The 25,395-nt window shown below is 56.1% G+C and carries 23 protein-coding genes and 1 pseudogene; 19 read left to right on the plus strand and 5 right to left on the minus strand.

Features of this window, described 5'->3' with window-relative positions; all coding sequences use genetic code 11:
* Positions 1-759 precede the first annotated feature (759 nt).
* Complete coding sequence (locus C8N35_RS13240; protein WP_210203516.1) at positions 760-1,335, plus strand: hypothetical protein; 576 nt, start codon at positions 760-762, stop codon at positions 1,333-1,335.
* 491 nt (positions 1,336-1,826) lie between these two features.
* Positions 1,827-2,048 carry a topoisomerase DNA-binding C4 zinc finger domain-containing protein gene (locus C8N35_RS24375; protein ID WP_281261775.1) on the plus strand — a complete coding sequence of 74 codons (222 nt, stop codon included), beginning with the start codon at positions 1,827-1,829 and terminating at the stop codon, positions 2,046-2,048.
* Between the two features lie 19 nt (positions 2,049-2,067).
* On the opposite strand, the gene C8N35_RS13250 is transcribed toward C8N35_RS24375, so the two are convergent.
* On the minus strand, positions 2,068-3,807 hold the full coding sequence (locus C8N35_RS13250) for a phospholipase D-like domain-containing protein (RefSeq protein WP_107990178.1): 1,740 nt from the start codon (positions 3,805-3,807) through the stop codon (positions 2,068-2,070).
* On the minus strand, positions 3,807-7,229 hold the full coding sequence (locus C8N35_RS13255) for a DEAD/DEAH box helicase (RefSeq protein ID WP_107990179.1): 3,423 nt from the start codon (positions 7,227-7,229) through the stop codon (positions 3,807-3,809). The genes C8N35_RS13250 and C8N35_RS13255 overlap by 1 nt, the downstream gene beginning before the upstream one ends.
* 663 nt (positions 7,230-7,892) lie before the next feature.
* On the opposite strand from C8N35_RS13255, the gene C8N35_RS13265 reads away from it, so the two are divergent.
* From C8N35_RS13265 to C8N35_RS13305, 8 genes and pseudogenes are all read left to right on the plus strand, one after another.
* Positions 7,893-9,125, plus strand: a complete 1,233-nt coding sequence (locus C8N35_RS13265; RefSeq protein WP_146177392.1) for a hypothetical protein — start codon at positions 7,893-7,895, stop codon at positions 9,123-9,125.
* On the plus strand, positions 9,122-10,444 hold the full coding sequence (locus tag C8N35_RS13270) for an SNIPE associated domain-containing protein (RefSeq protein ID WP_107990182.1): 1,323 nt from the start codon (positions 9,122-9,124) through the stop codon (positions 10,442-10,444). Before C8N35_RS13265 ends, C8N35_RS13270 begins: the two co-directional genes overlap by 4 nt.
* Positions 10,445-10,710: 266 nt before the next feature.
* A pseudogene (locus tag C8N35_RS24235) lies at positions 10,711-10,953 on the plus strand (IS110 family transposase); the annotation flags it as partial.
* A 398-nt stretch (positions 10,954-11,351) separates the two neighbouring features.
* Positions 11,352-12,764 carry a His-Xaa-Ser system radical SAM maturase HxsB gene (gene hxsB / locus C8N35_RS13280; RefSeq protein ID WP_107990184.1) on the plus strand — a complete coding sequence of 471 codons (1,413 nt, stop codon included), beginning with the start codon at positions 11,352-11,354 and terminating at the stop codon, positions 12,762-12,764.
* Complete coding sequence (gene hxsC / locus C8N35_RS13285) at positions 12,761-13,855, plus strand: His-Xaa-Ser system radical SAM maturase HxsC (RefSeq protein ID WP_107990185.1); 1,095 nt, start codon at positions 12,761-12,763, stop codon at positions 13,853-13,855. The genes hxsB and hxsC overlap by 4 nt, the downstream gene beginning before the upstream one ends.
* 347 nt (positions 13,856-14,202) lie before the next feature.
* Entirely contained in the window at positions 14,203-14,715 is a 513-nt protein-coding gene (locus C8N35_RS24435; RefSeq protein WP_107990304.1) for a peptidoglycan-binding protein, read from the plus strand.
* Positions 14,690-15,085: a TIGR03982 family His-Xaa-Ser system protein gene (locus C8N35_RS13300; protein ID WP_210203517.1), complete on the plus strand. Its 396-nt coding sequence runs from the start codon at positions 14,690-14,692 to the stop codon at positions 15,083-15,085. Before C8N35_RS24435 ends, C8N35_RS13300 begins: the two co-directional genes overlap by 26 nt.
* A complete protein-coding gene (locus C8N35_RS13305; protein ID WP_107990186.1) occupies positions 15,069-16,310 on the plus strand; it encodes a His-Xaa-Ser system-associated MauG-like protein in 1,242 nt (413 codons plus the stop codon). Before C8N35_RS13300 ends, C8N35_RS13305 begins: the two co-directional genes overlap by 17 nt.
* A gap of 105 nt (positions 16,311-16,415) precedes the next feature.
* Here C8N35_RS13305 and C8N35_RS13310 read toward each other — a convergent pair whose 3' ends face one another.
* The 3 genes from C8N35_RS13310 to C8N35_RS13320 form a co-directional block, all read right to left on the minus strand.
* On the minus strand, positions 16,416-17,111 hold the full coding sequence (locus tag C8N35_RS13310) for a LysE family translocator (protein WP_107990187.1): 696 nt from the start codon (positions 17,109-17,111) through the stop codon (positions 16,416-16,418).
* Positions 17,112-17,173: 62 nt separating this feature from the next.
* Positions 17,174-17,932: a HalD/BesD family halogenase gene (locus tag C8N35_RS13315; protein WP_146177394.1), complete on the minus strand. Its 759-nt coding sequence runs from the start codon at positions 17,930-17,932 to the stop codon at positions 17,174-17,176.
* Positions 17,933-18,016: 84 nt separating this feature from the next.
* The gene (locus tag C8N35_RS13320) at positions 18,017-18,784 is read right to left on the minus strand and encodes an AraC family transcriptional regulator (RefSeq protein WP_107990189.1); all 768 of its coding nucleotides are present in this window, start codon (positions 18,782-18,784) and stop codon (positions 18,017-18,019) included.
* Between the two features lie 152 nt (positions 18,785-18,936).
* Here C8N35_RS13320 and C8N35_RS23665 point away from each other — a divergent pair, with 152 nt between their 5' ends.
* The 9 genes from C8N35_RS23665 to C8N35_RS13350 all read left to right on the plus strand — a co-directional run bounded on the left by C8N35_RS23665 (position 18,937) and on the right by C8N35_RS13350 (position 25,393).
* On the plus strand, positions 18,937-19,125 hold the full coding sequence (locus C8N35_RS23665; protein WP_146177395.1) for a hypothetical protein: 189 nt from the start codon (positions 18,937-18,939) through the stop codon (positions 19,123-19,125).
* A 36-nt stretch (positions 19,126-19,161) separates the two neighbouring features.
* Positions 19,162-19,383 (plus strand): hypothetical protein, encoded by a 222-nt coding sequence (locus C8N35_RS23670; RefSeq protein WP_146177396.1) that lies wholly within the window; start codon positions 19,162-19,164, stop codon positions 19,381-19,383.
* Between the two features lie 43 nt (positions 19,384-19,426).
* The gene (locus C8N35_RS13325; protein ID WP_146177397.1) at positions 19,427-19,690 is read left to right on the plus strand and encodes a hypothetical protein; all 264 of its coding nucleotides are present in this window, start codon (positions 19,427-19,429) and stop codon (positions 19,688-19,690) included.
* A gap of 80 nt (positions 19,691-19,770) precedes the next feature.
* Positions 19,771-20,073 carry a hypothetical protein gene (locus C8N35_RS23675; RefSeq protein ID WP_146177398.1) on the plus strand — a complete coding sequence of 101 codons (303 nt, stop codon included), beginning with the start codon at positions 19,771-19,773 and terminating at the stop codon, positions 20,071-20,073.
* Positions 20,074-20,740: 667 nt separating this feature from the next.
* A complete protein-coding gene (locus C8N35_RS13330) occupies positions 20,741-21,289 on the plus strand; it encodes a type II toxin-antitoxin system VapC family toxin (RefSeq protein ID WP_107990191.1) in 549 nt (182 codons plus the stop codon).
* A 252-nt stretch (positions 21,290-21,541) separates the two neighbouring features.
* Positions 21,542-21,868, plus strand: coding sequence for a hypothetical protein (locus tag C8N35_RS13335; protein WP_107990192.1), 327 nt, complete (start codon positions 21,542-21,544; stop codon positions 21,866-21,868).
* The gene (locus C8N35_RS13340) at positions 21,865-22,197 is read left to right on the plus strand and encodes a DUF6634 family protein (protein ID WP_107990193.1); all 333 of its coding nucleotides are present in this window, start codon (positions 21,865-21,867) and stop codon (positions 22,195-22,197) included. The genes C8N35_RS13335 and C8N35_RS13340 overlap by 4 nt, the downstream gene beginning before the upstream one ends.
* Before the next feature lie 216 nt (positions 22,198-22,413).
* Positions 22,414-23,250: a TnsA endonuclease N-terminal domain-containing protein gene (locus tag C8N35_RS13345; protein ID WP_107990306.1), complete on the plus strand. Its 837-nt coding sequence runs from the start codon at positions 22,414-22,416 to the stop codon at positions 23,248-23,250.
* A gap of 1 nt (position 23,251) precedes the next feature.
* A complete protein-coding gene (locus tag C8N35_RS13350) occupies positions 23,252-25,393 on the plus strand; it encodes a Mu transposase C-terminal domain-containing protein (protein WP_170122098.1) in 2,142 nt (713 codons plus the stop codon).
* Positions 25,394-25,395: the final 2 nt, after the last annotated feature.

The following is a 25,395-nucleotide window of genomic DNA, read 5'->3' on the forward strand; positions in this document are numbered from 1 at the left end:
TGAGAGAAGCAAAGTCCGCCTCAATGAGCGCAACAGATTGCCTCTGTGAGGAAATCTGAGAAATCAGGCACATTCTTCCAGCCAAATGAAAACCCGCCGATCGGATCCGATCGGCGGGTTTTCATGTTTTTGACCAGGCTTTAGTGCTGGTTTTCCTTCGTGGGGTTGCGAGCCATGAAGGGCAAAAATGGGGCCGTCAGCGGATAGTCTGCTTTTCGATGGCGAAATCAGAAGGCAGACGTTGATGCGTCGAAGGCGCACAGTCGCTTTCGCCCATAAAGCAGACCGTGACACCGGGAGCAGCTTGCTCGGTGCCGAACAGAACGCGAATAGAAAAATTGTGAGAGACGGCGCTATGTTGACGGTACCGGAACTTCGTATCTTCAACACGACTTGGCATGAATGCGGGTTGGACAGTAGACAACGAGGCTCTAAAGTCGCGAGGCATTTGCCAACCTAAGTCACGATGTCAAATCTTGAAGGCTATGAAACTTGTCAGCACCCGACCCCAGACGGCAGAAGATATCCAGGCAAATCATTGAATGTCTCTTTAATGACGCAGCGAATGTCTGGGTGACGCATTACTCATGTGAGAGCTTCTATGATCGGACGGACGGACGCTCTCCCAGGATCACATCGATTGCAGTTCGCAAGCTTGACTCAGGTCAAACTGTCTCTTTCTCCATCCATCAAGTCGCAGAGCTGGACGGCATAGATCTTGCTGGGATCAACGCACATTACGATGCCTTAGAGCGGAAGATGCTGGACGCCTTCTTCGCGCATGTAGGTGGGCACCGAGGTATGAAGTATCTCCACTGGAACATGAGGGACATCAACTATGGCTTCGCCGCAATCGAGCACAGATACCGTGTTTTAGGTGGCAACCCTACGTTCACTATCTCGGACGAGAACAAATTCGACCTCGCTCGCCTGCTGATCGACATTTACGGCGTGGGATACACGGGACACCCAAGACTGACGACACTTCTCGAGAAGAACAAGATTCAGCCAAGAGACTTCCTGAACGGCGCGTCTGAGGCAGAGGCTTTCGAACAGGGAAACTTTGTCGGCCTTCACCAGTCTACGTTGCGTAAGGTGGACATGATAGCCAATCTTGCGGGCCGCGCCCGGGACCGTTCTCTGAAGACCAACACAACGTGGTGGGAGATGCACGGCGGAAGGCTTCGGACTTTCGTCAACTTCGCCGCAGAGAGCCGGACGTTTCAGCTTGTCGCCGGAACTGCGAGCATTATCGGCTTGGCAATCGCGTTTCAACCTACCCTACCGGGGTCCGTGTGGGCAGCCGTAAGCGGTTTATTCGTCTCCGGCCCATAGAAGTCCAAACTGAACCGCTCCGGGTTTTCCGAACGCTGGTTTACTCAGCTAAGTCGGTTTAGAGAATGGCGGCGGTGCTGCTGCTTTCAGCCTGAATCAAATCTAAAGCGACCGCTATAACTTGCCTGAATGGCCAACGTAACGCGCCGCCAAGTCCACTACCTGATCCTTGCTGATATTTATGCGCTGCGCAGCGAAAGACCGTTCCCCGCCCTGTCCGGACCTTGGAACAGAGCGCAGCGAATGGCTGCTTACGGGAGCTTGCGCCACAATCGCGAACGACCAGTATGAGGGCGCGTTGCGGTCCGTCTGCCTTGGGGCCGGAAGCCGACCGGCTGCTTGTGGCAATGAAAGGATGATTGCTGCTGTCTGGCGGCACGGGGACCGGGCGCAGGCGACATACCGCATTCTCCGAACCTCGACCCGAAACCTTCGGGTATGCGGAAGAGCGACGCCTGTTCTACGTCCCCCTGTCGCGCGCAAGCCGCGGCGTGTTTCTGCTGAGCAACTGTCGTGAACCATCTCGGTACATCCGAGAACTTTCCGAGATCGCTGGCGACAACCTCCGCTTCGAGAGCGTAGACGGCGCCCCCAAGCAGCAATATCCCACGTGTCGCGCGGGTCATCTGGTGGAACGGACCGGGCCGGCCAATCGCCGCTTTCTAGGTTGTAGCCAGTTCCCGAACTGCAATCACGCGGCACAACTTAAATGAGCGACAGGTTGCCACACCGTCAGCCGAGCTCGGCGTCGAACCTCTCAAGCAACGCCGTCGCCAAGTTGGGTCCCTCGAGATAAAGGCCAATTTCGTCCAGCGGATTGTCCTCGAGCCCGGACTGTGATCCCCAATTCAGACTGCTGACGACGACATGGTCCGCGTCCCAAGCCAGAAACTTCGCGTGCAGTTGCGGCTCGGGCACGCCCGTGAGGTCCACGATGCCGTGGAGACGCTCGCGATGCTTCGTTACATGGCCGCGCTTCACCGGTCCCGTACGGCGCGAATAGTAGATGCGCACGTCGCCCAGGCGCCGGCCTGCGACCTCGGCAGGATCGAACAGGGCCGGCACCATGTTCGCACCGACCTTGTTGGTACAGCAGATGAAGCGCTGTCGCGCCTCGTGGGCCGCGGCGCGCAGCAGCCGCTCGTGGTCAGCGGCATGAAGGATTGTCAGCGTTGCGGTCGGCGCTTGTGCCTCCTCGGGGGTCGAGAGCATATTTCGTTGTCGCCGCAGCTCGGACGCCATGAATTGCAGTGCTTCGACCGACCGACTAGCGCTTGATAGCTTGGAGATAATCTCGCGGAGTCGATCTAGCCCTTCTGCAACGGCGTTGGGGTTTCTGAGCTCGGCCGAGACTTCCACGGCCGAAAATGGAGAGTGGAGCCAATTGCAGGAGCCCATGAGAACCACTGCGCCGTCGTGGCCATCGTCGGCAACCAGGAACTTCGCGTGGCTCTCGACTGGATCCCTCTGGACCAGGAGATATCCTCTGGTCTGTCGGGCAGCGGAGAGCCGCAGATACAGTTCCTGCATGGCCGCGGCGTGCTTGGCGCGATCAAGCGAGGTCCCGAAGAAGAGGTGGCATCTCACGCCGCGCTTGCACGCATCCTCAAGTGCTCGCACGATGCGTTCGCGGCGTTCCCTGCCCTTTTCGTCGGATTGCGATGCAACGAATGTAGACAGGACGAATATGTTGGACTTGGCGGCGCCGACAATCTGCTCGAAACGCTCCAGATGCTGCTCGGCCCCGACGACGAGGTGAGCGGCATCAAAGCGCGTTTCGATGGTCAGGGGACGCTCCGGCGTGGGTGCCATGGTCTTCGGTAGAACCCCCGTCTTGATTGTCGCCTTGAGAGCGTCGACGAGTTGGTCGCTCGCGCCCTGCGGAAACACGCCTGCCTCGACCTCATCGAGATCGAGTACGAGGAATTTTGGCTCGAGGAATGAGCTGTTTGCCTGTACTCCGCGCAGCCATTCGCCGGGCCTCAACATGCCGACCATGAACTCGTTGACGCGCTGCATCATCGAATAGTGCGTCTCTGGTGGTTCTCCTTCCGGAAACCTGATGATCGAGCCCTGCGCGGGAAGTTTAGTGACAGGGATCGTATCAACGTCCCTGGTCCTGAACACCGACAACCCGACCTTCTCATAGACGACGCTGATGCCAATTTCGCGATCGGATGAGCGCTCGGGAAGCGCACGGCCCGTGCGTATGCAGTCATGGCCGATGCTGCTGGTCACCAGATCAGGCTGTGGCGATAGCCGGACTTCGACAAGTCCGAATTGCATCAGCCGAGCAACCGTCGAACCAACCACCTGACGGGGAATCTTGAGCATCTGGGAGACGTGATTGATCGTTCCGGGGTTGCGGTCAAGGGACAGTAGGATCATCTCCTCGACCGGGCTCCAGCCCCAGGTGCGCTGGACGATGCCCGGCGCCCGGTAATGCCAGGCCGGAATGTAGATCTTGCCCATCAGCAGAGTCTCCCCTGCTCATCGACAGCGACTACGCTGGCTCCTTTGCCGACGGACGGAAAATCGGTTTCTGACAAGCGGGTGACCTCGTCGAGCATGGTCCGCAGAAAGCCGAGTTCGTCCTTGACCCCATCTGGGTCGGTTCCCTCCACGGCGTTGAGGATGAACTGCCGGCTGGTTGCGAGAACGAGCTTGTGCTTGGCGCGACTGAGCAAGACGTTCAGGCGCTGCGGGTTCTTCATGAAGCCAAGAGCCCGCGTGCCAACGAGAACGTTGTTGCGCACCAGGCTGGCGGCTACCACGTCGGCCTCGCCGCCTTGGAAGCTGTCGCTCGTATAAATGAACTTCCCATCGCCTCGCGGGCTGGCGAAGCCGAACAGCGTGCCCGCGGCCATGTCGATGTCCGGCCTGAGCAGTCGTTCGAGGTGATGGACTTGCGCCAGATATGGAGACAGCACCACGAGCGATGGCACGGGTTTGCCCTCGTGGATGATGGGGCGCAGTTTCTTGATGGCTGCCACGAGCGCGGTCGCCTCGACCTCGTTTCGAATTGACCGCTTCACGGTGTGCTCGAATGCCCGTCGCTTGACGACGCTGAGTGAGGGCACGTCCAGAACTACGACCGGAGAAGTTGGAAATCCCTCGATGGCCTCGACGACCGCCTTGCGAGCCTTCACGCGTTCCGAAGATTCGAGTTGCCGTTTGTAGAAGGTATTGGAAACAAGTTCGCAGATCGCGGGATGCATGCGGCTCTGCTCGCGCAGCGTGTTGGCGATCGAACTCGGGCGCCCGTTATCCGCGGCCCTTGTCTCCTCTCGCGTGGCAATAGATTTGAAGGGCTCTTCGAGACGAGAAGCGATCGCGAGAACGTCGCTGAGCAGGAACGTATCCGCCTTCAACGCCTCGAGGGCAAACTCGACCTCGCTCGGCAGGTCGGAGATCGCAGCGAGCTTCTCCTTGGCGTCGCGCAGCAGCTCGCCGGCCCGGCTGGGATCGTAGAATTTCTGCCGATCCGCCGCATCGAAGGGGGACAGCTGATTGTGATCGCCGATCATCACCCTGCGGTTTCCCAAGAGCAACGCTCCGATCAGCTCGGCGCCGTTGGCCCGCGCGGCCTCTTCGATGAAGACCCAGTCGAACTGCTCGCCGTCAGCAATCATCTCCTCAAGAATATGCGACGAGGTGGTTGCCAGCGTTACGTCAGACGAGCGCAGCATCAAATTGTCGGTGTCTCGCAGGGCACGGTCGGCGAGCGACTGCTCCGAGGTATCCACTGGCCTCAGCGCTTGAACGATTTGATTGAGCTGGTTCGTCATGATCGCGGCGCTGGCCGGGTCCGGCTTTGAGACGGAGCGCAACAGAGACTGCGAACTCCGTCTGAGCGTGCTTTCTTTCTCGCCGGACCGCGATCGCTCGACGCGAACGATGATGGTGGTGGTCGCAGGGAGAAACTTGCGAAGCTCGTCCTCCATATGAACGAGCGTCTCATGATTCTGAGACGACACCAAAATTCGGGCATCGGGCGTTTGATGCAGGACGCTGTTGACGAGGTGTGAGATCAGGAAGGTCTTGCCGACGCCCGGCGGCCCGACAACCACGTTGATGGATCTGCCGTCGGCGATTGCCTCCCAGGCCTCGATCTTCGACTGTTCCATGTCGGCATCGGCAGGTGGCGGGCCAGGTGCGGCGATGTCCCGCAATACCTCATCCATGGCAACTTGCGCCGGATCGTCCAAAGCCCTCAACAGCTCTACGTTGGACCGGGCGGCCACGATGTTCTGCAGCCGGCGCCGAATGGCTCGCTCGGCGCCCGTGTCCTTGCGAGGTCGCAGGAAAAGCCGTTGCCCTGTCTGAACCGAGAGGTTGGTTCCGAACGCGAACGCAGTTTTCCCGTTGATCAGGCCGGTGCCCTCGTAGCTGAGTTCAGGGGCACGCTCCCGGCCCATCGCGAGGCGCGCCGTTTGTGACAGCATCCAGTTCGCCTTCCCGTCGTCATCCTTCAACTCGCGTCTAAGGGCCTCGGCTGCCGGACGCAGCCCCATGGTTTCGCGCTGCGCGTCGCGCTCGGGGTCATCGCCGGGCGCCAGCCAGACAACATTTGCCTCGGCGTTCGTGGGCGCGAGCACATTGACGGGATAGAGGCGGAACTGCTCCCTCAGCACGGTAAAGGCCTCAAGGAGGATGAGGGCAAACCATATCGGAACGTCGGCGATCGCGCCGGCAGACTGGACGGGCTCTAGGAGATCGCGCCAGCGCTTGGCGCCCGGTCCGAGATTTTGGACGCGCTCTTCAGCGCTCGCCCGATTTCTGGAGAGATGCAGTCGATGGACGATGTCGACAGCGCCATGCATCCATTCGTTCGGGCGACGCTGGTGCGCCCCCTCGATCATCCCGACGGTGTCGCTCATGATGCGAACGTGGTAGATCGCCAGGTCCGTCATAACCCGTGCGGTGTCCTGGCCGGCAGGGACGAGGCGAACGCCGACCGAGAGCAGGTCGTCGGAAACGAACTGCACGATGGCTCCCGTATCTGTCGCGGGAATCGTGCCGGAAGACAGGGCGGGCAAATCACTCTGGACCACGCTCCGTGAGGGATAGAGAACGAGTTCGCCCTCTGAGCTTGAGCCGACCCTGTCGAGTTCGTTGACGACGTTCCTCAACTCGTCGAGCACGACCTCACCATCGAACAGTTGGAACTGCGGCGGACTCGCCAACCTCTCCAGCATGCGGCGCTCGATGGCGAGCAGCGCCGGCGGGTTCTCGCCGTCAAGGCCGAGAAGCGCGCTCGCAACCGCAGCCACGTCGATCCAGTCTTGCCGGAACGAGATCGCGGCGGAGGGGCGAAGCAGATGCCCGGACTGTTTGAGATCGCCATCCGAAATGTGGACGCATGCCTCGAAGCCACCGAGCCGATAGTCGGCACTGTCGGCGCGATGTGAGAATATCGAGTGCAGGCTGACGCCGCCGTGCACGATGCCAGCGTCATGACACAGCGCGAGCGCCTCTGCGACGCGGAGCATATTGCGCCAGAACACGCCACGGCTTGCACTCGTGAGGTAACGGCCCGTTTTCCGTCGTTGCGAAGCTCCCGAAATCGGATCGCCGGGGGCAACCATTACGATGGCGAGCTCATGCTGGTCTTCGGCAGCCTCGAGGACCTCGACCAGAACGTCCCGAGCGCGGCGTGAGGACAGAACCCGTCGTATTCGGCGAAGTCCGCGGGTGACAATCGCCCGCAGATCATCGTCGAGCGCAGTGCCCGTCTTTTTGAACAAGCGGAGGAGATACGCCTCGCCGTCTGCAACACCAACAGCGGGTCGCAGGTGCGAGTCCCACCCGCCAGCTAACCGCCCAAACGAATCTTCTGCGAATGTGAAACGTGAATCTAGCGGTGGGTTAGTCTTGTTTTTGACGACAGCCATATAGTTCGATCCCGTAAATACTTCCCGCTTAGCAGATTCTAGGTTGCCTTGCACTTTTAGGAGGCAGCAGGCTGTGGAATCATCGCAAGATACGATCTTTGAGCCCCGCGTAAGGCGGCAAGGCTTCGTTATCGCGTCGCGTTCGCTTGGACGGTCCCAGATGATGGCTTCGGAGGCAGCATCGATGCGTTAGTGCTTGGCTGCAAAGATCGCTTCGGTCTGCTCGTTGAGTTGGGTGGGCATCGAAGGGTCGATACGTGGCGGCAAGCACCAGCGACGGTGCGACTCTTAATTTCATCCTCCGCAATGGCAGCTATTGGGACAGCGACGTCCAGCGCCGAATGACTGAAATGGGGGCGCGTTGCGGTCCGTCTGCCTTGGCGCCGGTTGCGGACTGTCGGTTACTGGAAAAATCGCACACCTAAGCCGACATTCGTAGGACAATTTTCGCGGTAGTTTTCGGCCCTTACCCGCCATTCACCAGACGGGGCGTCGCTGGGGCGCGGTTCACCCACAGCGGATCTTGGTGACAAGCGCCAGACCCTGGCGGCTCCGAGGCCACATTGATGCTTTGCGCTGTCTATTAATGGCAAGCCATCCGTAGACAATAAGACGTGGTGGGATAAGCTTGAACAAAAATTGTCAATTAAGGGATGATTACCATTGGCCAAAAATTTACTGAGCCTCACGCTGAAGGCCATGAAGGCTGCGGAGAAAGATCGTGTTCGTCGCGCAAAAGCTGCGGAACGTCGTGACCTCGCCGAGCGGAGAGAGGCAGTACGACAGGCGAAGGCTTATGAAGCCAAGGTCCGGAAAGCAGAGATCGCGGATGAGCGCGATCGGAAAGCATACGAGAAGGCAGTAAAGGCCGCGCATGCCGCAGCCCAGCAAGCCGAGGTCCACCGAATGAATTCGGAAATCGATGCGGTTTTCGACGATCTGGAAGGGCTACTGGGTGCCACGATCGACGTCGACGACCATATAGATCTTGAGACACTTCGAAAGCCGTTTGATACGACGCCATTCGACATGCCTGATTTGGAGATTCCCTTAGTCGCGCCAAAACGACCAACGTATTCACCCGAACCGACATACGTCGAACCAGCCAAGCCTAAGGGTTTCTTCGGTAAGAAGCGGAAGCTTGAGGAAGCGCGTGCGATAGCGCGGCAAACTCACGAAACGCAAATGGCGAAATGGGCCAGTGAGATCTCGGCCTTAGAAGATAGGTATGCAATCGAATTGGCTGCCTATGAACAGGCAGAGGCCGAAAGGGTTGAAACCCTGGCCACAGAGAAGGATCGGTTCCGCCAGGAACTGGACGACCACAACCAGTCCATCGACCAATTCATTACCAACCTATCTTATGGAGACGCTGAAGCAGTTCAGGAGTACATCTCGCTCGTCGTGGAGAATTCCACCTATCCCGATCACTTCGAAGTCACGCATGAATTCTCGTTCGCACCTGAGTCAGCCGAGCTTCGGATGCGCGTGACGGTCCCGAGCCCAGATAACTTTCCGGCGATTAAGGCGTACAAATACGTAAAGACGTCCGATGAGATACGCGAGGTCCCACTGTCCCAGGTGGAGATCAAGCAACGGTATGCCAGCGTCCTGCATCAGGTCGCAATCAGGTCGCTCCACGAGGTGTTCGAGGCGGACAGGCGCGGCCTGATCCGAACGATCTCGCTCGAGGTCGGCACGAAGGCACAGCACCCTGCCACTGGACGGCTCGATTTCCTTGCCTTTGTGGGTGTCAGCGCTGAGCGTAACAGTTTCATGGAGTTTGATCTCTCCGGCCTTGTCCCGCTGGCAACGTTGAAGCATCTCGGCGCCGCGATCTCCAAGGACCCCCTCGCCCTGGTCGCCGTCAACGTGACAGGAGTGCGCAAGTCGTGACGAAAGGACGGACGTTTAATCCGCCGCCTGGGTGGCCCAAGCCACCTAAAGGGTGGACGCCACCAAAGGACTGGAAGCCCGACCCGAACTGGCCTGCCAAGCCCGAGGGATGGGAGCTCTGGATATCGGACGCCGGCGACACGCCTCAGGCAGCGCCAGCGGTCGAGGTGGATAGTGATCCGACTGACCCGGAAGCGCCGCCCAACGAGCTTTTCGCGTTGAAGGCCGAAGTGGCGATGCTGCGGGCACAACTGGCAGACAGTTCAACGGCTGCGGCGGAAACCATCTCCCTCAACGACCAGAAGATCCTGCAGGACATCGGGATTTACCGTTACCATCATCCCCTCGAGAATGCCGCAGGATACAGAGCCGAACTCGAGCGGATCGAGGTTGAGATCACCAAGGTCGTGCGGGAGCAAAAGGCCATCGAGGTCTCCTCGATATTCACGTTCGAGAACTCCTTGGCGGCAGGCCGAAAGCTGTCGAACGACCTTGGAAAGCTGATGCTTCGTGCCTACAACGCTGAATGCGATAGCTGCATCCGTTCACTTCGTACCGGAAATCCCGGTGTGGCCAAGAAGCGGCTCGAAGCGTCACGCAAGGCGATCGCGAAGCTGGGAAAGATCATGGAGATGCAGATCAGCGCGCGGTACCACGACCTCCGGATCCAAGAGATCGAGCTGACGGCCGACTGGCTAATGAAGAAGCAGGAAGAAAAGGAAGCGGAGAAGGAGAACCGGGCGAGAATTCGCGAAGAGAAGCGCATCGAGAAGGAGTTCGCCGAGGAGCGCGAGCGGCTGGCCAAGGAGAAGCACCACCTCGAGAACGCAATAGAGGCCCTTCGGGAAAAAGGAGAAAGAAACCCCGACCTGGAGGCAAACCTTTTGGCGTTGGAGGACGCCATCAAGCAGAACGAATTCCGGCTGGCAAATATTCGGTCCGGCTATGTTTACGTTATTTCGAACCAGGGAGCGTTCGGCGCGAACGTCGTCAAGATTGGATTGACGAGACGGCTTGAGCCGAACGATCGTATCTCGGAGCTCAGTGGCGCATCTGTTCCCTTTCGGTTCGATGTTCATGCCCTTTTCTTTTCTGAAGACGCCGTGTCATTGGAGAATGAGCTTCACACCCATTTTCGGGAGAGAGCTCTGAATGCGGTGAACGCCCGCAAGGAGTTCTTCTTTGCGACACCTGCCGAGGTTCGCGACGTCCTCATGGACAAGGTCGGGAGCCTTCTCGAGTTCTCAGAGGTAGGAGAATCTCTTGAGTACCATCAGTCTAGAAAATACTGGCCGCACCGATCGGGGGAACTGAACTAGGTAATGGCTCCGGGCCGACGGTCTTGGGTAGTCTGATGTTACATCTTCGGGCCGCCCGCGCCCTCTTCGAAAGTTTGCATGTATGTAAACTCGGAAAAGTGACGCTTTCGAATGGCTGTTTCCGCAGTCGGCACATCTCAAGCGCCGGACGCAGCGAAGGTCAGCTCCCCGCCCATTCAAGACCGTGGTGCGGAGTGCCGCGAATGGCTGCTTCCTGGAATTGGGTCCAAGATCGTGTACGGCAGACATGGCGGGAGCACGTCAATCCCTATACTCGCGTCAATCCACGCCAGGCCCACGAGTTCGCCCGCACCACCGGCGTGCTCGCCAAGTCAGATCGCGTCGATGCTCGCGTCCTGGCTCGGATGGGCGCAGTACTCGACTCGCCTGTCACCATCCCGCTGAGCCCGGCACGCACGCGTCTGTCCGATTTCCTCAGACGGCGCAGGCAATTGGTCGAGATGCGCGAGGCGGAGAAACTGCATCGTCACAACGCACTTCCAAGCTAGACGGAACTCATAGGCACTTTCTTGCCTCGGGAGCTATCGACGTCGTACACTTCGCCATCGACAATCAAGATTGTTTTAGCGGTAGGCCAATCGTGAAATGAAATTTATCATTGCTGATGAGGATGAGTTAATTTGACTAAACAAAAATCGACATCGCCAAACATTTTTTCGATTCCGGTTCCAACCGAATTGGAATCATACGCAGCGTCTGCAATTACCAGACTGGGATATATATTTCCGGCCACTTATTTTTCTTTAAATCAGGCCACAATCGATGTCGAAACTAGCGATGACCCCATTCTAATCCGGCGGGATGTACTGCATGCGATTTATCGCGAACGCATCCGTAGCGAAACCGAGGATATCCGTTCAAGCCTAATTCGCGCCCTCGTTTCAAAATGAAAGTTTGGCCTCTCAAATTTCGTCCAACTGCCGACGGAAGCTCGTTGCTTTTCGCAGATGAAGCAGGTGGATTTTTCCGTTCTGATTCCGCATTCTTGGAACGTTACGCGTACGGGCGATTGTCGCCCTACGACGCAAAGTTTCTTTTTGCCAATGGCCATGCATTCGAACAAGCAGGTGATTTGGCACACACCGCATTCGCATACCGCTGGGCCGCGCGCCAGGCCGTTCCTGGCGACCTAGGATACGTGGTTCTGGTTCCAACCCTTAGATGCAATTTGGCCTGCTCCTATTGCCAGGTGTCACGAGCCGATGAGAAATCCAGCGGACACGACTGGACAGACCAGACGCTAGAAGCCGTGTTCACCTTTTTATCTGGCATCAGCGCCGACACTCTCAAAGTCGAATTTCAAGGCGGAGAGCCTCTCCTCCGGGTCGATCTTCTCGACCGCGTTCGGACATTTTGCCGTCAACGCTTCCAGAAAGTCGAGTTCGTCGTATGCACAAACCTGCAACACCTCGGTCCGGCTGAGTGGGAATTCATCAATGCTTCCGACACGTTCGTTAGCACGTCCATTGACGGAAATGCGGTGACACACCGGATGCAAAGAACGGAAACCGAAGAGAAGAATGACGAATTTTTCTCGAACCTAGACGAGGCCGTCAGACGGCTGGCACCCGGCCGCATTTCCGCCCTCCCCACGATCGACGTTGAAAACCCACCGTCACCTGCATCTGTGCTCGATACATATGCGCGCTATGGCATCCACTCGATCTATCTCAGGCCAATCAACTACCAAGGCTTTGCCCGGAAACGACATGCCGCGAAAAACGTCGTCGACCGATGGAACGCGCTCTATCGCGAATTCATCGACCTGATGATCGAGCAAAATGGGAGGGGCGAAGTGTTCTTTGAGGAATTCTATCTCGTTCATTGTCTACGCCGCATCCTCCGATCCGGCATTGATAACCACGTCGATCTAAGGAATCCCAACTTTCTCGGCAAAGACTACATCGTCATCGACTATGACGGCCGCTTCTATCCGACGGACGAAGCCCGGATGATGACCCGGGTTGGACAAATCGATCTTTCTGTAGGCGACGTCTTTTCGGGGTTAGATAATGCAAAGCTAGACGTTCTGAACCAACACGCATCCAACACCTTCGACCCGGACTGCATACATTGTCCGTATCAGGCATTCTGCGGTGTCGACCTCATTGACGACATTTCTCGGGAGGGGCGCATTGACGGCCCCCGGATCCATTCGGACTTCTGCCGGAGGCATACCTTCCTTTTCGATCTCGTATTCGAGCTTCTTTACTCAGAAGATCCTAAAGTTCGGCGTTCGTTGGCGGCGTGGGCAGGCGTGCCCGACCTCCCGCGTTCGATCACTCCGGTGCACCAATGATCCCCTTGCGCCTGAAGGTCGATCCGCTACCCGCCGATGCCCCGATCGTCACACGGCTCCGCAGCTCCGCACCAGCCGATGTCGATCCGCTTGACGCAGTCTTCCTCGGAATGGACGGGACGGTCGCGGAGTTCGACTTGGCGGGCTTTCCGCTCCGGCTTCATAACGCGCCCATCGAGAGCGTCGAGAACGATGTTCTTCTTATACTCCCGAGGCAAGGAACCGCCCATCGCTTGATCCGCGCCTCCTCTCCGCACAATACCCTTCTGGTTACAGAACGATGCGATCAATTGTGCCTGATGTGCTCTCAGCCACCAAAGCGGCATCATTCCGACATGTTTCCCTATTTTCGGGAGGCGGTCAGACTTGCACCAAAGAACGCGTATGTTGGGTTGTCCGGCGGTGAGCCGACGCTTTTCAAGGAGGAACTGTTTTTGTTCCTTCGCGACATGGTCGACGCCAGACCTGATATCCGCTTCCACGTTTTGACGAATGGCCAACATTTCGAGGATGCCGACATCGAAGAATTGGCATCGATCCCTCATGATCGGGTTCTTTGGGGAATACCTTTGTACTCGCATGAGCCTGCCCGACACGATGAGATCGTCGTCAAGGCGGGAGCATTTTCGCGGCTCATGCAATCTTTTGCCATTCTCGCGCGGGCAGGTTCGGCCGTGGAACTGCGAACTGTGGTCATGAAGCCAAATGCCCCCGACCTTGCGCCTCTGGCAAGGCTCGTCACTTTACAACTGCCCTTCATTACGGTCTGGGCTTTAATGCAATTGGAGAATATTGGCTTCGGAAGAAAGAACTGGAACGAGCTCTTTTTCGACAACTCCTTGCCCCACGCTTTCGACCCGATTGCCGATGCCCTCAACTTTGTGCGCGCTAAAGGCGTCGACGCACTGCTCTACAATTTCCCGCACTGCACTGTTCCCGAGGATTTTCGGTGTCTGGCACCGCGGACCATCTCGGACTGGAAACAGCGCTACCTGGATACGTGCGGGAATTGCAATGCACGCGAAGCTTGTTGCGGCTTCTTTGAATGGTATCCTGATGAACGTGGTTTTACGGGGGTCAGACCGCTATGAAGAAACGACTTTTCATTATTCCATCACTCATCGCTGCGGGATTGCTTCCCAGCAAGTCTCTGGCAAGCATGCCCGGGCCATTGATCAGCAATGCTGACACCAAGCCGACTCTTCTTGAGCGCTTCCGGCTAAAACACCTCTATACACTCGCTGGCCATCGCTCCCATTCGAGCCATTCATCGCATGCATCTCACTCCAGTCATCGTTCCTCGTCCGGAGGCGGCTACAGCTCGCGGAGTTACTCCCGCCCCGCTCCCGTATATCGGGCACCGTCTTTTTCTCCCCCCAAAGCTACGATCGGTGTGACACCATCCACTCCACCGAGGAGCCCTGCCCCATCACGGACTATGAGAAGCCTTGCACCGACTTACAATGATCCATCGAATTGGGAAGTGGTGGGCGCCACGTTGGCGGCGGCGTGGCTCAGGAAGAAGACCGCGTCGACTGTTGACTTAACACAGGCGACAGTCGGCCAAGAGGTATACGGTCTTGGTACTATTCTGAGCATCGAACAGATTCACGGTCGCTGGGCCGTTAAAACTGATGCTGGCACGATCCGCGAAGCGGAGAGGTCAACGGCCTCACGCAACACCGACAGTGTGCCAAACTCCTCAATTCTGCCGAGTTCACAATCAGTAGCTCCGAAAACGCTTCCGGGGAACTCTGGCAAATTTCAAAAAATCGTTGTCCAAGTACAGACTGCGCTCTTCACGTACGGGTATTACACAGCTGCGATTGATGGCATAGTAGGGCCTCAGACGCGGGTCGCACTGTCGAAGATGCAGTCAGATTACGGCTTGAAGGTTACGGGCACGGTTACACCGGAGCTACTCGATGCGCTTGGTATTGCTGCGCAATAGCAGTTTTCTAGCTGCCACATTCGCGCTCGGCTTTGCGGTCGCAACGATCGGCGCCCCTGTTTGGAAGTCTATCCTGATGGAATGGAACCAGGATGCCTTCGGGGAACTGACGTACCGCTGTGATCACGCAATGCGGGCACATATGATTGCGAAGCAGAAGCTCGTAGCCAATCCTTCCGAAGAGTCCGTGAGAGAAGTCGAAGCGATGGAAATCGGCCTGCTGGATTGTCAGAACTACGACCTAATGCGCAAGCGACTCATTCGTTGGGGCCTCAGCGACAACGAACTCAGCGAGATGAGCCTGCGCGCCATTGAGGACGGGGCCGGAAGCCTCCAGGAGGTCGTACGCGTTCATGAGATACGCTACTAGGCTGGCGGTGATCGCGTTTCTGCTCAGCACCCTGCCTTCCTCAGCTGGACAGGAACTACGTGAAGTAGTTCTCCGCAAAAGCGCTTTGAAGTCTGGTCTCATTCCCGCGGTAGAAACACGCGTGGCGGTCGACGCTCAGATGGTGACCGCAGGTAGGCTACTCTTCCAATCGCGGTCCCTGTCGCTAGATAAGCAAATTGCTTGCGCTTCTTGCCACGTTGATCGCTTTGGATCGGCCGACGGTTTGCCCAACGCCTTCGGAACAGAGGCATCCGGACAAGGCCTCGCACGCATGATCGGCGGTGGGGACATTATCCCCCGAAACACGCTGGCATTCTGGGGGCGCGGCGGAAAACAGTTCAATATCTTCTTCTGGGATGGGAAAGTAGATGCCTCATCCGGTACCCTCCACAGCCAATTTGCAGGAAAGGAACCATCGGACGACGCGCTCGTAGTCGCGGTCCACCTGCCCCCGGTCGAAATCGGTGAGATGGTAATGGATAGCCCCGCGAACAACGCGTTGGAGACAGAGAGTGTTTCGACTGCCAAGCAGGTGTACGCCATACTGATCGAGCGGATCAGAGCTATGCCAGAGCTGTCAGGACCGCTCGCACAAGCCGCAGGGAAGCCGGTCCGCGCTCTTACCTTTAGCGACATTGCTGAAGCAATAGCATCATTCATCCGGGAGAATTTTGCCGTCCGGAGCACGCGGTTTCATGATTTCGTTTTCAACGACGGCGAACTGAGCGCACAGGAGCTCGCCGGAGGCCTTCTATTCTACGGCAAAGCAGGATGTTCAGGTTGCCACAACGGCCCGTACTTCAGCGATATGGACTTTCATGCAATTCCCTTCCCACAGGTGGGTTTTGGAAAGAATGGCTTCGGAGTCGACTACGGCCGTTTCAATGTGACGATGGATCCTGATGATCGCTACAAGTTCCGAACGCCGCCTCTCTACAACGTAACAAAAACAGCGCCTTACTCCCACTCCGGTTCACTCTACAAATTGGGCGATGCAATTCGAGCGCATGTAGACCCACTAGCCTTATATGATCCAGGTTCGATGACCGATATTGAACGCACTGAATTCTATGCGCGCCTCAAAACGTGGTCGGGTGAACCTATCAACGCCTTGCACCTCGCGGAGGATGAAGTCGCTGCATTAGAAGCATTCCTCGCGACCCTTGAGTATGACAGCCTTCTATCTACCATAGAAACCGACTAATTACAGAATATTTGTTTTGTTTTACAAATATAAATATAAAAAAAGACGAGATATTCACCCGGACATTTAATTAAAATTCGACCCCAGATCTCAACCCACACACAGCTATAGAGAGCCGACGATTGTGGCTGTTATCGAGGATGTGACTTCCTGCCCCCCGCGGGGGAAGACTATCATACCAGCAATAGCGAGCAAGATAACGCCCGAGGCGAGGTTGAGCACGATCTCGAAGCGCGTCTGTTGGACGCGACGCGCAAAATATGACGCCAGGAGCGCATAGCCTGCCAAAATCGGGAGCTCAACCAGAACAGAGATCAAGCAAAGCGCAGCAAACTGAACCACTACGGCTCCTGAAGGATCGATGAATTGTGGAATAATCGCCAGAAAAATAACTAGATTTTTGATGCTTGAGGCCTGAACCGTGATTCCGGCAAGCAAGCTGTTTCCGAGCTTTGTTTTATCTACGCTTGTGGTTAGAGGCCTGCCGCTTACAACATCGATCCCATTGTGCATCGCCTGAAAGGCCGCATGCAATGCTTCCCAAGCGCTCCAGGCGAGATAAGCCGCGCCTATAAATTTGATCATCAGATACAGGCTCTGCGAACCAGCGATCGCCACGCCTAGTCCGGCAGCTGAGAGAATAAAAAAGACAACGTTGACACCAAGTATCCCGGCACTCGCCACCAATCCAGCCCGAGCGCCGTGTCGCAACGATTTCGAGAGCACGAGAAAAACCGCGGGGCCTGGCGAGGCGCTCATGACAATCTCTGTGAGTGCGAAAAGGGCAAACAGTTCGATCATAGGACTCTCCCCAAAACAAGTTCGGGGCGCCGCAGTCGAAAGCGGCGCCCCCAGCAATTTGCCTAAGCGGCGGCCTCCACCTCGGGCGCGTAGATCGCCTCCATAGTCTCGTGCGAGATGTTGGGATCACAGAGATCCGCTTCTGAAGCATAGGTGAAGACGATAACCGTGCGTCTCGTGCCGCAATTGATTGGCGCAACCCGGTGGAGGGTAGTGTTCGCCCTCATGAGGTAGCAGGTTCCCGCCTCAAAATAGCGGCTGCGTACTTCGCGGGTTTTGAGCGTGCGTTCTAGACAGCCCTTAGGGTCGGCCTTATCCCAAGACGTGTCTGGAACGTATTCGACACGTCCCCCTTCCCACGGCGTCGGCGCTTCCACCATCCAAATCAGAGCGAAGGTGTAATCATCCCAATGCCAGCCGTGTGTATCGCCGGGCCGCTGCTGAGAATTGATAATATATTCTTCGGGCGCATAGGGGACTTTAAAAAGCTTCTCTCCTGCGATCCGGGATAGATACGCGCGCAACGCATCGGACTCGAAAAAATCCGTTACGGGACCGCGCTGCGCGGCGATCGTGTCTCGACCTACGCTATGATAAGCCCGCGGCGTGCCGCCAGTTACAGCAAGTTCCATCTCACGCCTCGCTGCCGAGGCCGCTAGAACGCGCAAAGCCTGTTCATGCAGTATATTCGCTATGCCCATAGGCACGAGATGCTTCATCGCGACGATAGATTCCGCGCGAAAGCGCTCTGCGAGTAGCTCCGTGAGCTGAGCCGGGATAAGTGCAATGTGTTCGTTCAATGCCGTCTCAAAATTTTTCATATTAAGCTCCCCATGAGTTAAGCCCGCTCTCTGCGCGGGTGCGACCTTCTCTAGGAGAGCCAAAATCACTTTTCTTGGACGCGATTATCCGCGCATAAAACGTGCTGGGCTAATCCCATAAGCGCGCCCAAACCATCGCGTAAGATGCGACTGATCGTAAAACCCAGTCCTATATGCAGTATCCGACGCTGAAATTCCGGTTTTCAATAATCTTCTCGCTTCCTCTATCCTTTTTACGCGCTGCCATGTAATTGGCGGAATACCTTCTGCCTTCACGAACATCCGCAACAACCCGAGTTTATCAAGTCCAAGCTCGCCAGAAATTTCATCAAGGGAAACCTGATCGGCAAGGCGCGAAAGCAAAAGTTCTTTCACACGTTTTATTCGCTTATCGCATGTATTTCTTGTAGGCAGAAACGAGTTATACGTATAGCGCGACATCGACAAATCTAAAATCTGGTATAATTTTTCCTCAGCGATTTCATTGTTATCTCTGTCAAATACGATACTGACTAATGATACGAATTTTCTCCAAAGATCATCATCGCCAACAATCGGTTTTTCGTAAATAACAGAATTAGATGAAAGTTCTTCTTTTATAAAGAAGTCCGGTTCTAGATATATACTCAAAATACATTCTGTTCCATCACCAGATTGTATCTGCCCTGGATTATAAAGAGTTGTGAATTTCTCCGGAGCCTCCAACCGCTTTCCATCAAGAATGAGCTTTTCGTTGCCGGAAATATTACAACTTAGCACATATTCATCATGAGCATGCGCGGTGAATTTCAGACGGTCCGCCCAAATAACGGCAATTTCGAAATTACGACCTACAATTCTACGCGTTTTCATCCCTCCTCTTGCCTGCCCCCCTGCTTTTGCTATTGCTCGCTAGATGGTTAAGCCATCACATGTCGCGTGCATGAAATTGCGTCCAAGACCGGAGCCAGCGTCGCGCATATTATCACAAAGCCTCGAAAACCCCCTACGGAAGGACCGATAGGATGACGGACGAGGAGCTTAGTTTATTGCGCGACCCGCAAGCAGAAGCGGACGCCATTCTGGATCATTTAAGCGCATGTTTGATTTTGCTTCAGGCTCACCCTCGCGGCGAATTGTATGAAGCCGTCGAACGAGCATGGCGGATCGCTGATGCCAATACTACCGGATCAGTTGCGGGTCGCCATCATTAGCTGCCTAAAGCCGACCAATTTTCAATAGGTGCAATAATGTCAGAGCTGGATAGCCACGTTGCGGAACGTTATAGTGAGTTTGTCGCTCATATGACGCGCGAGTTCGAGCGTGACGGCAAGGATTTCTTGGCCTATTTGTTATCTCTTGCTCAACTAGAGATCGAGAATGCTTATGAGCTCGGTCGCAGCCACAAAGGAATGGAGAGCAGAAAGAGGGCGTCTGGTAGCGTGAGCATGCCGCACAGTGACAAAAAGTAGCCGTCCGATTATACTGAACTCCGTATTTATCGGAGTTAGAGAGATGAACGGATCAATTTTAGAAGTTGATTTTTGTATCAGATATTTTGAACGGACGAATACCCCGACCCCGAAAGTCGGATTGAAAGCTAGACGCGAGATCTTTGCTTTAGCGCAAGAGGCTGCTACGCAAGCGGATGCTCATCTGCTCCTGAACCAGATGGACGAATATGATCGCGCGCTGATTGAGCGGAAAGGTGCCGAGAGCCTTGTGCTGATTCGTCGGACTGCGCGCGCGATACTCGCGCGTTTGTATGCTGGGCAGTGAAAAGATATCCCCGGGAGCGCTCCCGGGGATACGCTATTCGGGAGGAAGATAATCTGCGAGAATAGTGGAGAGGGCAGAATATGAAGGGCACCCGATGCAATTTCGACGCAGAGATCAATGCTGCGCTAGAGCGCTTTCGAGCTGAAGATCCTGCTATCGCCGGATTGCTAGAACTGGTTGCTGCCGACAGAGCGAATGTCGCCGTGGTTCTGGAACAATTGGGCTATCTGAGTAGCCCACCTGACAGCCCAGCACCCAAAGATGCCCCTTTTCTTTCAGCATGGGAAAATCTCACCGATGCCGTTGGGGCTTTGGTTAACTATTGCGTTCGAAGTGAGATTTCGCCGCCCCCTCAGACCCTAGAGAATAGGGATTACGAGTAAAAACCTCGAGCGCCTTGCCGCGTAAATTTTCTTTATCTCAATTATATAGAGCATTAAGTCTACTCAAAACTACGAAAAATCACTGAATATAGTATTATATGCAGCTTCCATGAAGCTGAGTGCAGAAGGTGCGACAGCGTTTTACTGGACGGTGTTGATCGAACCGATCCAATAGCCATCTCTCTCAATTCACCGGACAGGTAAGTGATGGTGGCAGGTCACCCAAACTATGCGGTCCGGTGGCAATGACCTGGTCGCGCCCGTGCTGATGACGAGGTTCTCATTGTGGATGAGCATGATGACCTGCCGGTTAGGTGTCCCCCTCAACGATCGGCCCACCACGGAGCAGATGCTCGGTTCCGGGCTCTGGCTTCACCGCCTCAGTGGCCCAGACAATATAGCTCCGGCATCCTGGACGACTCTTTGTGGTCCGCATCTATCGACCGCATCAAGGATTCGAGCCGCATCAATGGTTGCGTCATCGGGAACCCAAAACTGCTGATCATCTGAAAGATCGCCGGCTCCGCTTATTTTGATCCCCTCATCGCCCGAATAAGTGAGGCGTATGCTCTCAATTCACGATCGCGTCGTTAAAATTTTCCAGCGTTAATAGTTCGCCGGTGATTTTGCCCGAGAACGGCGTTACCGCAATTTTCGAGCAGAACAGATGACCGCCCGCCAAACTCTCTTTGTCCTTGATACAGATATCATCAACGCGTTCGCCAAGGACTCAGCCAGCCAGCCTGCCCAGCTTCGCACCAGGATTCGGCAGATCCCTTCTTGCACGTTGGCACTCCATGCTGGGGCGATCATCGAAGCCGAGCGAGGGAGCGCCAAGGTTCATGGAACCAATTCAAAGAAAGCTGAACGACTAAAAATCCGGCTTGAGCAACTGTTGGCGAGCGACATCCGTTTCCTCCCTCTGACCGCTCATGCCTCGCGAGACTACGCTGAAATGACGACCGTGCCGGCCCTGTCACATTTTTGGGTGACGCCACTCGGAACAAGGCGCCCTCATCCATGCCAGGATCTTTCAATCGCGGCCACGGCGATTGCGCATGCGACTACAGTCGTGACGCGAAACACCGCTGATTTCGCATCGATAGATCAGTACTTTTCCTTACCCGGGCTTCTCAACCCCATTGATGATGCCCCTACGTTGGCACTGCCTGCCGCGCCGCCGATATCGCGACCGATTTCGGTCTGGATGCACTGAGCCACCACAACTGAACAATGCGCGACAGTTCACACAACTGCACCTTGAGTGCGGCTGCGAGCTCATGCGCGCGTTCGAACACATCCACTTCTAACGCTGGAGACCCTCCAATGGACGACTGCGCCCATTTCAACTCGCCTCTCCCCCACAGCATGTAGCTCCGGGCTCGAATAGGTGCGGACCGCTCTTCCCGGCCCCGCATCCAGTTTTCTCACGCTGCATCGGCATCGCTGCCGACCCAAGGAGCACAACATGCCAACCATGACGCTCAACTCCGACCTCACGTATGCGATTGAAGCCAAACACTTCAGGCGGCTTGCCGCCGACCTGTCGCACCTGAATGAACACCGCCAGCCCCCTTCCCTTTTGAGACTGGCACCAACCATCGAAGCGTGGTCGACCACGCTGGTACCGCAAGCGGCGCTCATCGGCAGCATCTCAGACGTCGCGATCCTCGAGCCCCTTTTCGCGCTCTCTCTTAATGATGGTTGGGCTCGCCTGGCATCAGGCTGGGCGAACCTCGGCTCGCATGTGGACGATCTGGCAGGCGCCGAAGGTGACGGAGGGAACCACAGATGATCCCCTTCGACATGAACGGCCAATTCGACCGAGAAAAGCTGTCACGAGAAATCGACAACCTCAAACGCCTCGTCTCCGATCTGGAACGTATCCGCGACGGCATCTATCCGGACGCAAGAACGCTCAGGTCGTCCCCTGCGCTTAATGACTGGCGCTTGACGTTTCGGCACACCCCCGCCCTTTCTGGATCCGTCAGGGACCACCCTCGCCTCCCCGACGCTGACGAGATCATCACGTCCGAGGTCCACATCATTGCCCCCGCTCTCGGTCTCGCACGGACGCGGAGCCGCTGGTACCGCCTGGAACAACGGGCAGCCAAGCGCATCTGATGTCCGATGCTACGCATCTGTCTTCATCAATGGCCGCGGAGCCCCCTACTCCTAGTAACAGTCGCCTCGCGTTTCCTGGCGACCACGGAAACATTCCGTCGGTCCCTGCAACCTGAAATCTTGACGGTCGGCTAAAGCCCGTAACCGAGCCCAGTCTAGCGAGATCCATTCTCGAGCTTGCGCGCCTCTTGGCGTCGCAGAACGAAGAGTCATGTCATGAGCAACGATAAAACCAAACGAATTCTGGAAATCCTCAACGGGTACGACTGTTCAAAACAGCAAATCGCCAATATTCCCGCCGCCAAATCGCCCGACAAAGTCAGGAGGAAGGAGGTGCTGGGCGGCGTTGATAGACGGAGTGAGTATATATCGGGCTTCCCGGCACATCGAAGCAGTGTGGCGGGCCTTTGGATTCCACCATCGAAATCTCGTGCGAGCCGATTACCAGCCGCTCGCTCCAGGAGTTCTTGTCGAGGGTACATCGTCAACCCTCGAACCAACAGGGAACTGGTTTACGAGAGCTCTCTTGAAGCTGACTTGCTCTACATCCTCCTGGTTCACCGAGACGTCGATGACATCCACGATCAGCCTCCGGCGGTCTCATATGTCGATGATGAGGCCAAGCGTCGCAAACACACGTTCGATTTCCGGGTTCATCTACATGATGGCCGGAAAATCGCGATTGCGGTTAAGCCCGAACGTCGGGTCCGCAGCAGTGGCATCGAGCGCACACTGGAGTTGATCAGGCAACAGGTGACGGACTTTGCCGACCAGTATCAGCTCCGCACCGAGAGATCCATCACAGTAGATCGAAGCTACAACGCGAAGCTGACTTTCCGTGCTCGAAAGATGCGGGACACAACAGCCGACGAGAAAATCTTGCGGATGATCAACAAGTGTCAAGGCGCTCTGACCATCCGTGCGCTGCTCGAACACGCGTCACTGAACAGTCACGACTTCAATGCCGTCGTCAATCTCATCGGCGACGGCGCTCTCAAACACGTTTCATCCGGCCGCATCACAAGAGATAGCTTCGTTCGGAAAGGGCTCTGACATGCATTCCGTGAATACTCGCATTCGCTTCGCAGCGAACACAAAAGTCATTGTCAACGACGTTGCCTATATGCCGATTGAAGAAGACGACCTCGGCTACGTGCTTCGTAGGATCGACATGCCCGAGGTGGTCGAGAATTTCACTCACAGTGAAATCAAGGACCTTCACAGAAGTGGAAATCTAATCGAAAAACTCGACAGCTTTTCTTCCGCGAGCGCAAAGATCCGACTAGGCCAGTCAAATGTGCGCATTACGGATTTGAAACCTGAGACGCAACGCCTGGTCCTGTTTCGAAAGTTCATCTGCGACGAAATCATCCAAAGAGAAGAATCAAGAGAGACCACAAGGACTGACAAGAGCCTCGCCCAAGCGCTGTGCGATCTTTACGCTCGCTATTGTTCAGAAGAACGCGCGAGACAAACAGCCGACGGTCGTTTCGGTCAGAAGGGTGTCAATATACTCTGTTGTCCCTCTCCCACCACGGTTCGGCGCTGGCTCGTTCGGTATGAACGAGGTCATTTCAACGCGCTTTCCCTGGTCCCGGGTTACGGGAGAAGCGGCAACAAGAAGTCGAGACTCGACCCCGCCGTCAACAGACTCATGTGGGAAGCGATCCTTGGCTATTCGAGCAGGCGGAAGCCGTCGACGAAGGCAATCCACGACAATCTTAAGATCCTCATTCAGGCAGAGAACCAATCGCGACGTTCAGCGGAGGTCCCGTCTCTGACATGCCCAAGCAGAGCTACCGTTTCCAGAGCTGTTGGCCAGCTTCCGCAGTTCAAAGTCAATGCTGGCCGCGAGGGAGCCGACTATGCCCTCAAAAAATTCCGCATTGTACATAATGGCTTGGAGGTCGAATGGCCGTTGGAGCGCGTTGAATTTGATGGCTGGATGATCTCACTCATCAGCTTCTATCAAAAGGCAGGCCTTTGGTCCCGCCTGACTGAGGCAGAACAAGCCGAGGTCGAGAAAGGCCGCTATTGGGCCTCGGCTGCCATCGATGCGCGGACCAGATGTGTTCTGGCACTTGTAATCGCGCCCAGCCAATCGGCGATCAGCGCAATCGACACACTTCGCATGGCGGTCAGCGACAAAGCACAAATCGCGAAAGCCGCCGGATGTCGGACACCCTGGGACATGTGCGGGCGGATCGAAAAAGTCGTCGCCGACAATGGCTCCGAATACGTGGCGGCGGAGTTCAAAGCTGCCGTCCTAGACCTTCACAGCCACTACGAGATTGTGCCCGCAGGCCAGCCACAACTGCGCGGTCGAATTGAGAGATTCTTTCGGACAGTCGAACTCGGCCTCATGCAACACCTGTCCGGGCGAACGTTCGAAAACGTCGGCAGCAAGGGTGATTATGACGCCAACGCCAACGCTGTGTTCTCTGTGGAGGAGTTTGGCCAGCTTTTCGTCCGCTACGTCGTGGATGTCTATCACAACACGCCTCATTCCGGGCTCGGAGGTGAAACCCCGCGCAACTGCTGGCAGCGGCTGACCAGTCAATTCGGAACCCAGCTACCTCCCGATCAACATGAGATGCTGCATGCCCTTGGAACATCGATCGAACGCAAGATCTCCAAGAGTGGCATCGAATTGCTCGGCCTCTACTACCAGTCCCTCGAGCTCCAAAAACTTCGGCGTAGTTCGCCAGCGAATGACTGGCTCGTTCGAATGGACCCAAGAGACATGGGATTTGTGTCCGTCCGCATCCCCAACGAGGGCTGGCTCACTGTCAAGTGTGGTCACGTAGGCTTGGATGGTGTCTCGGTATTTCACTGGAAGAAAGCCAACGAACTGCTGCGTACGCGCATGGCAGCCGAAGCAAAGATGAGCGAAGAGATTGTTCTGCAGGCCATCCAAGACGTCAAAGCCACAGCTACGGAGGCTGAACTCCGCGCTGGAATCGCAGCCCCAATCCTCGACCAGGCCCTTCTTTTAAAGCTCGAGCAAGAGATCGAGCGAGACTTCAGTAGATGTTCCGGCGATCCAACTGAAGTCGTGGACGGCGAATTCGACTTCGAAATCGAAAACACACGATCCGCACCAATATCCATGACGGAAGATGCCGCGCCTGAGATGGAGCCGAATGTCGAAAAGGTTCCTGACGACGAAGACGATGAATGGCGCTGGGAGGACTGACC

The organism is Breoghania corrubedonensis (genome assembly GCF_003053845.1).
Taxonomy (GTDB): Bacteria; Pseudomonadota; Alphaproteobacteria; order Rhizobiales; family Stappiaceae; genus Breoghania; species Breoghania corrubedonensis.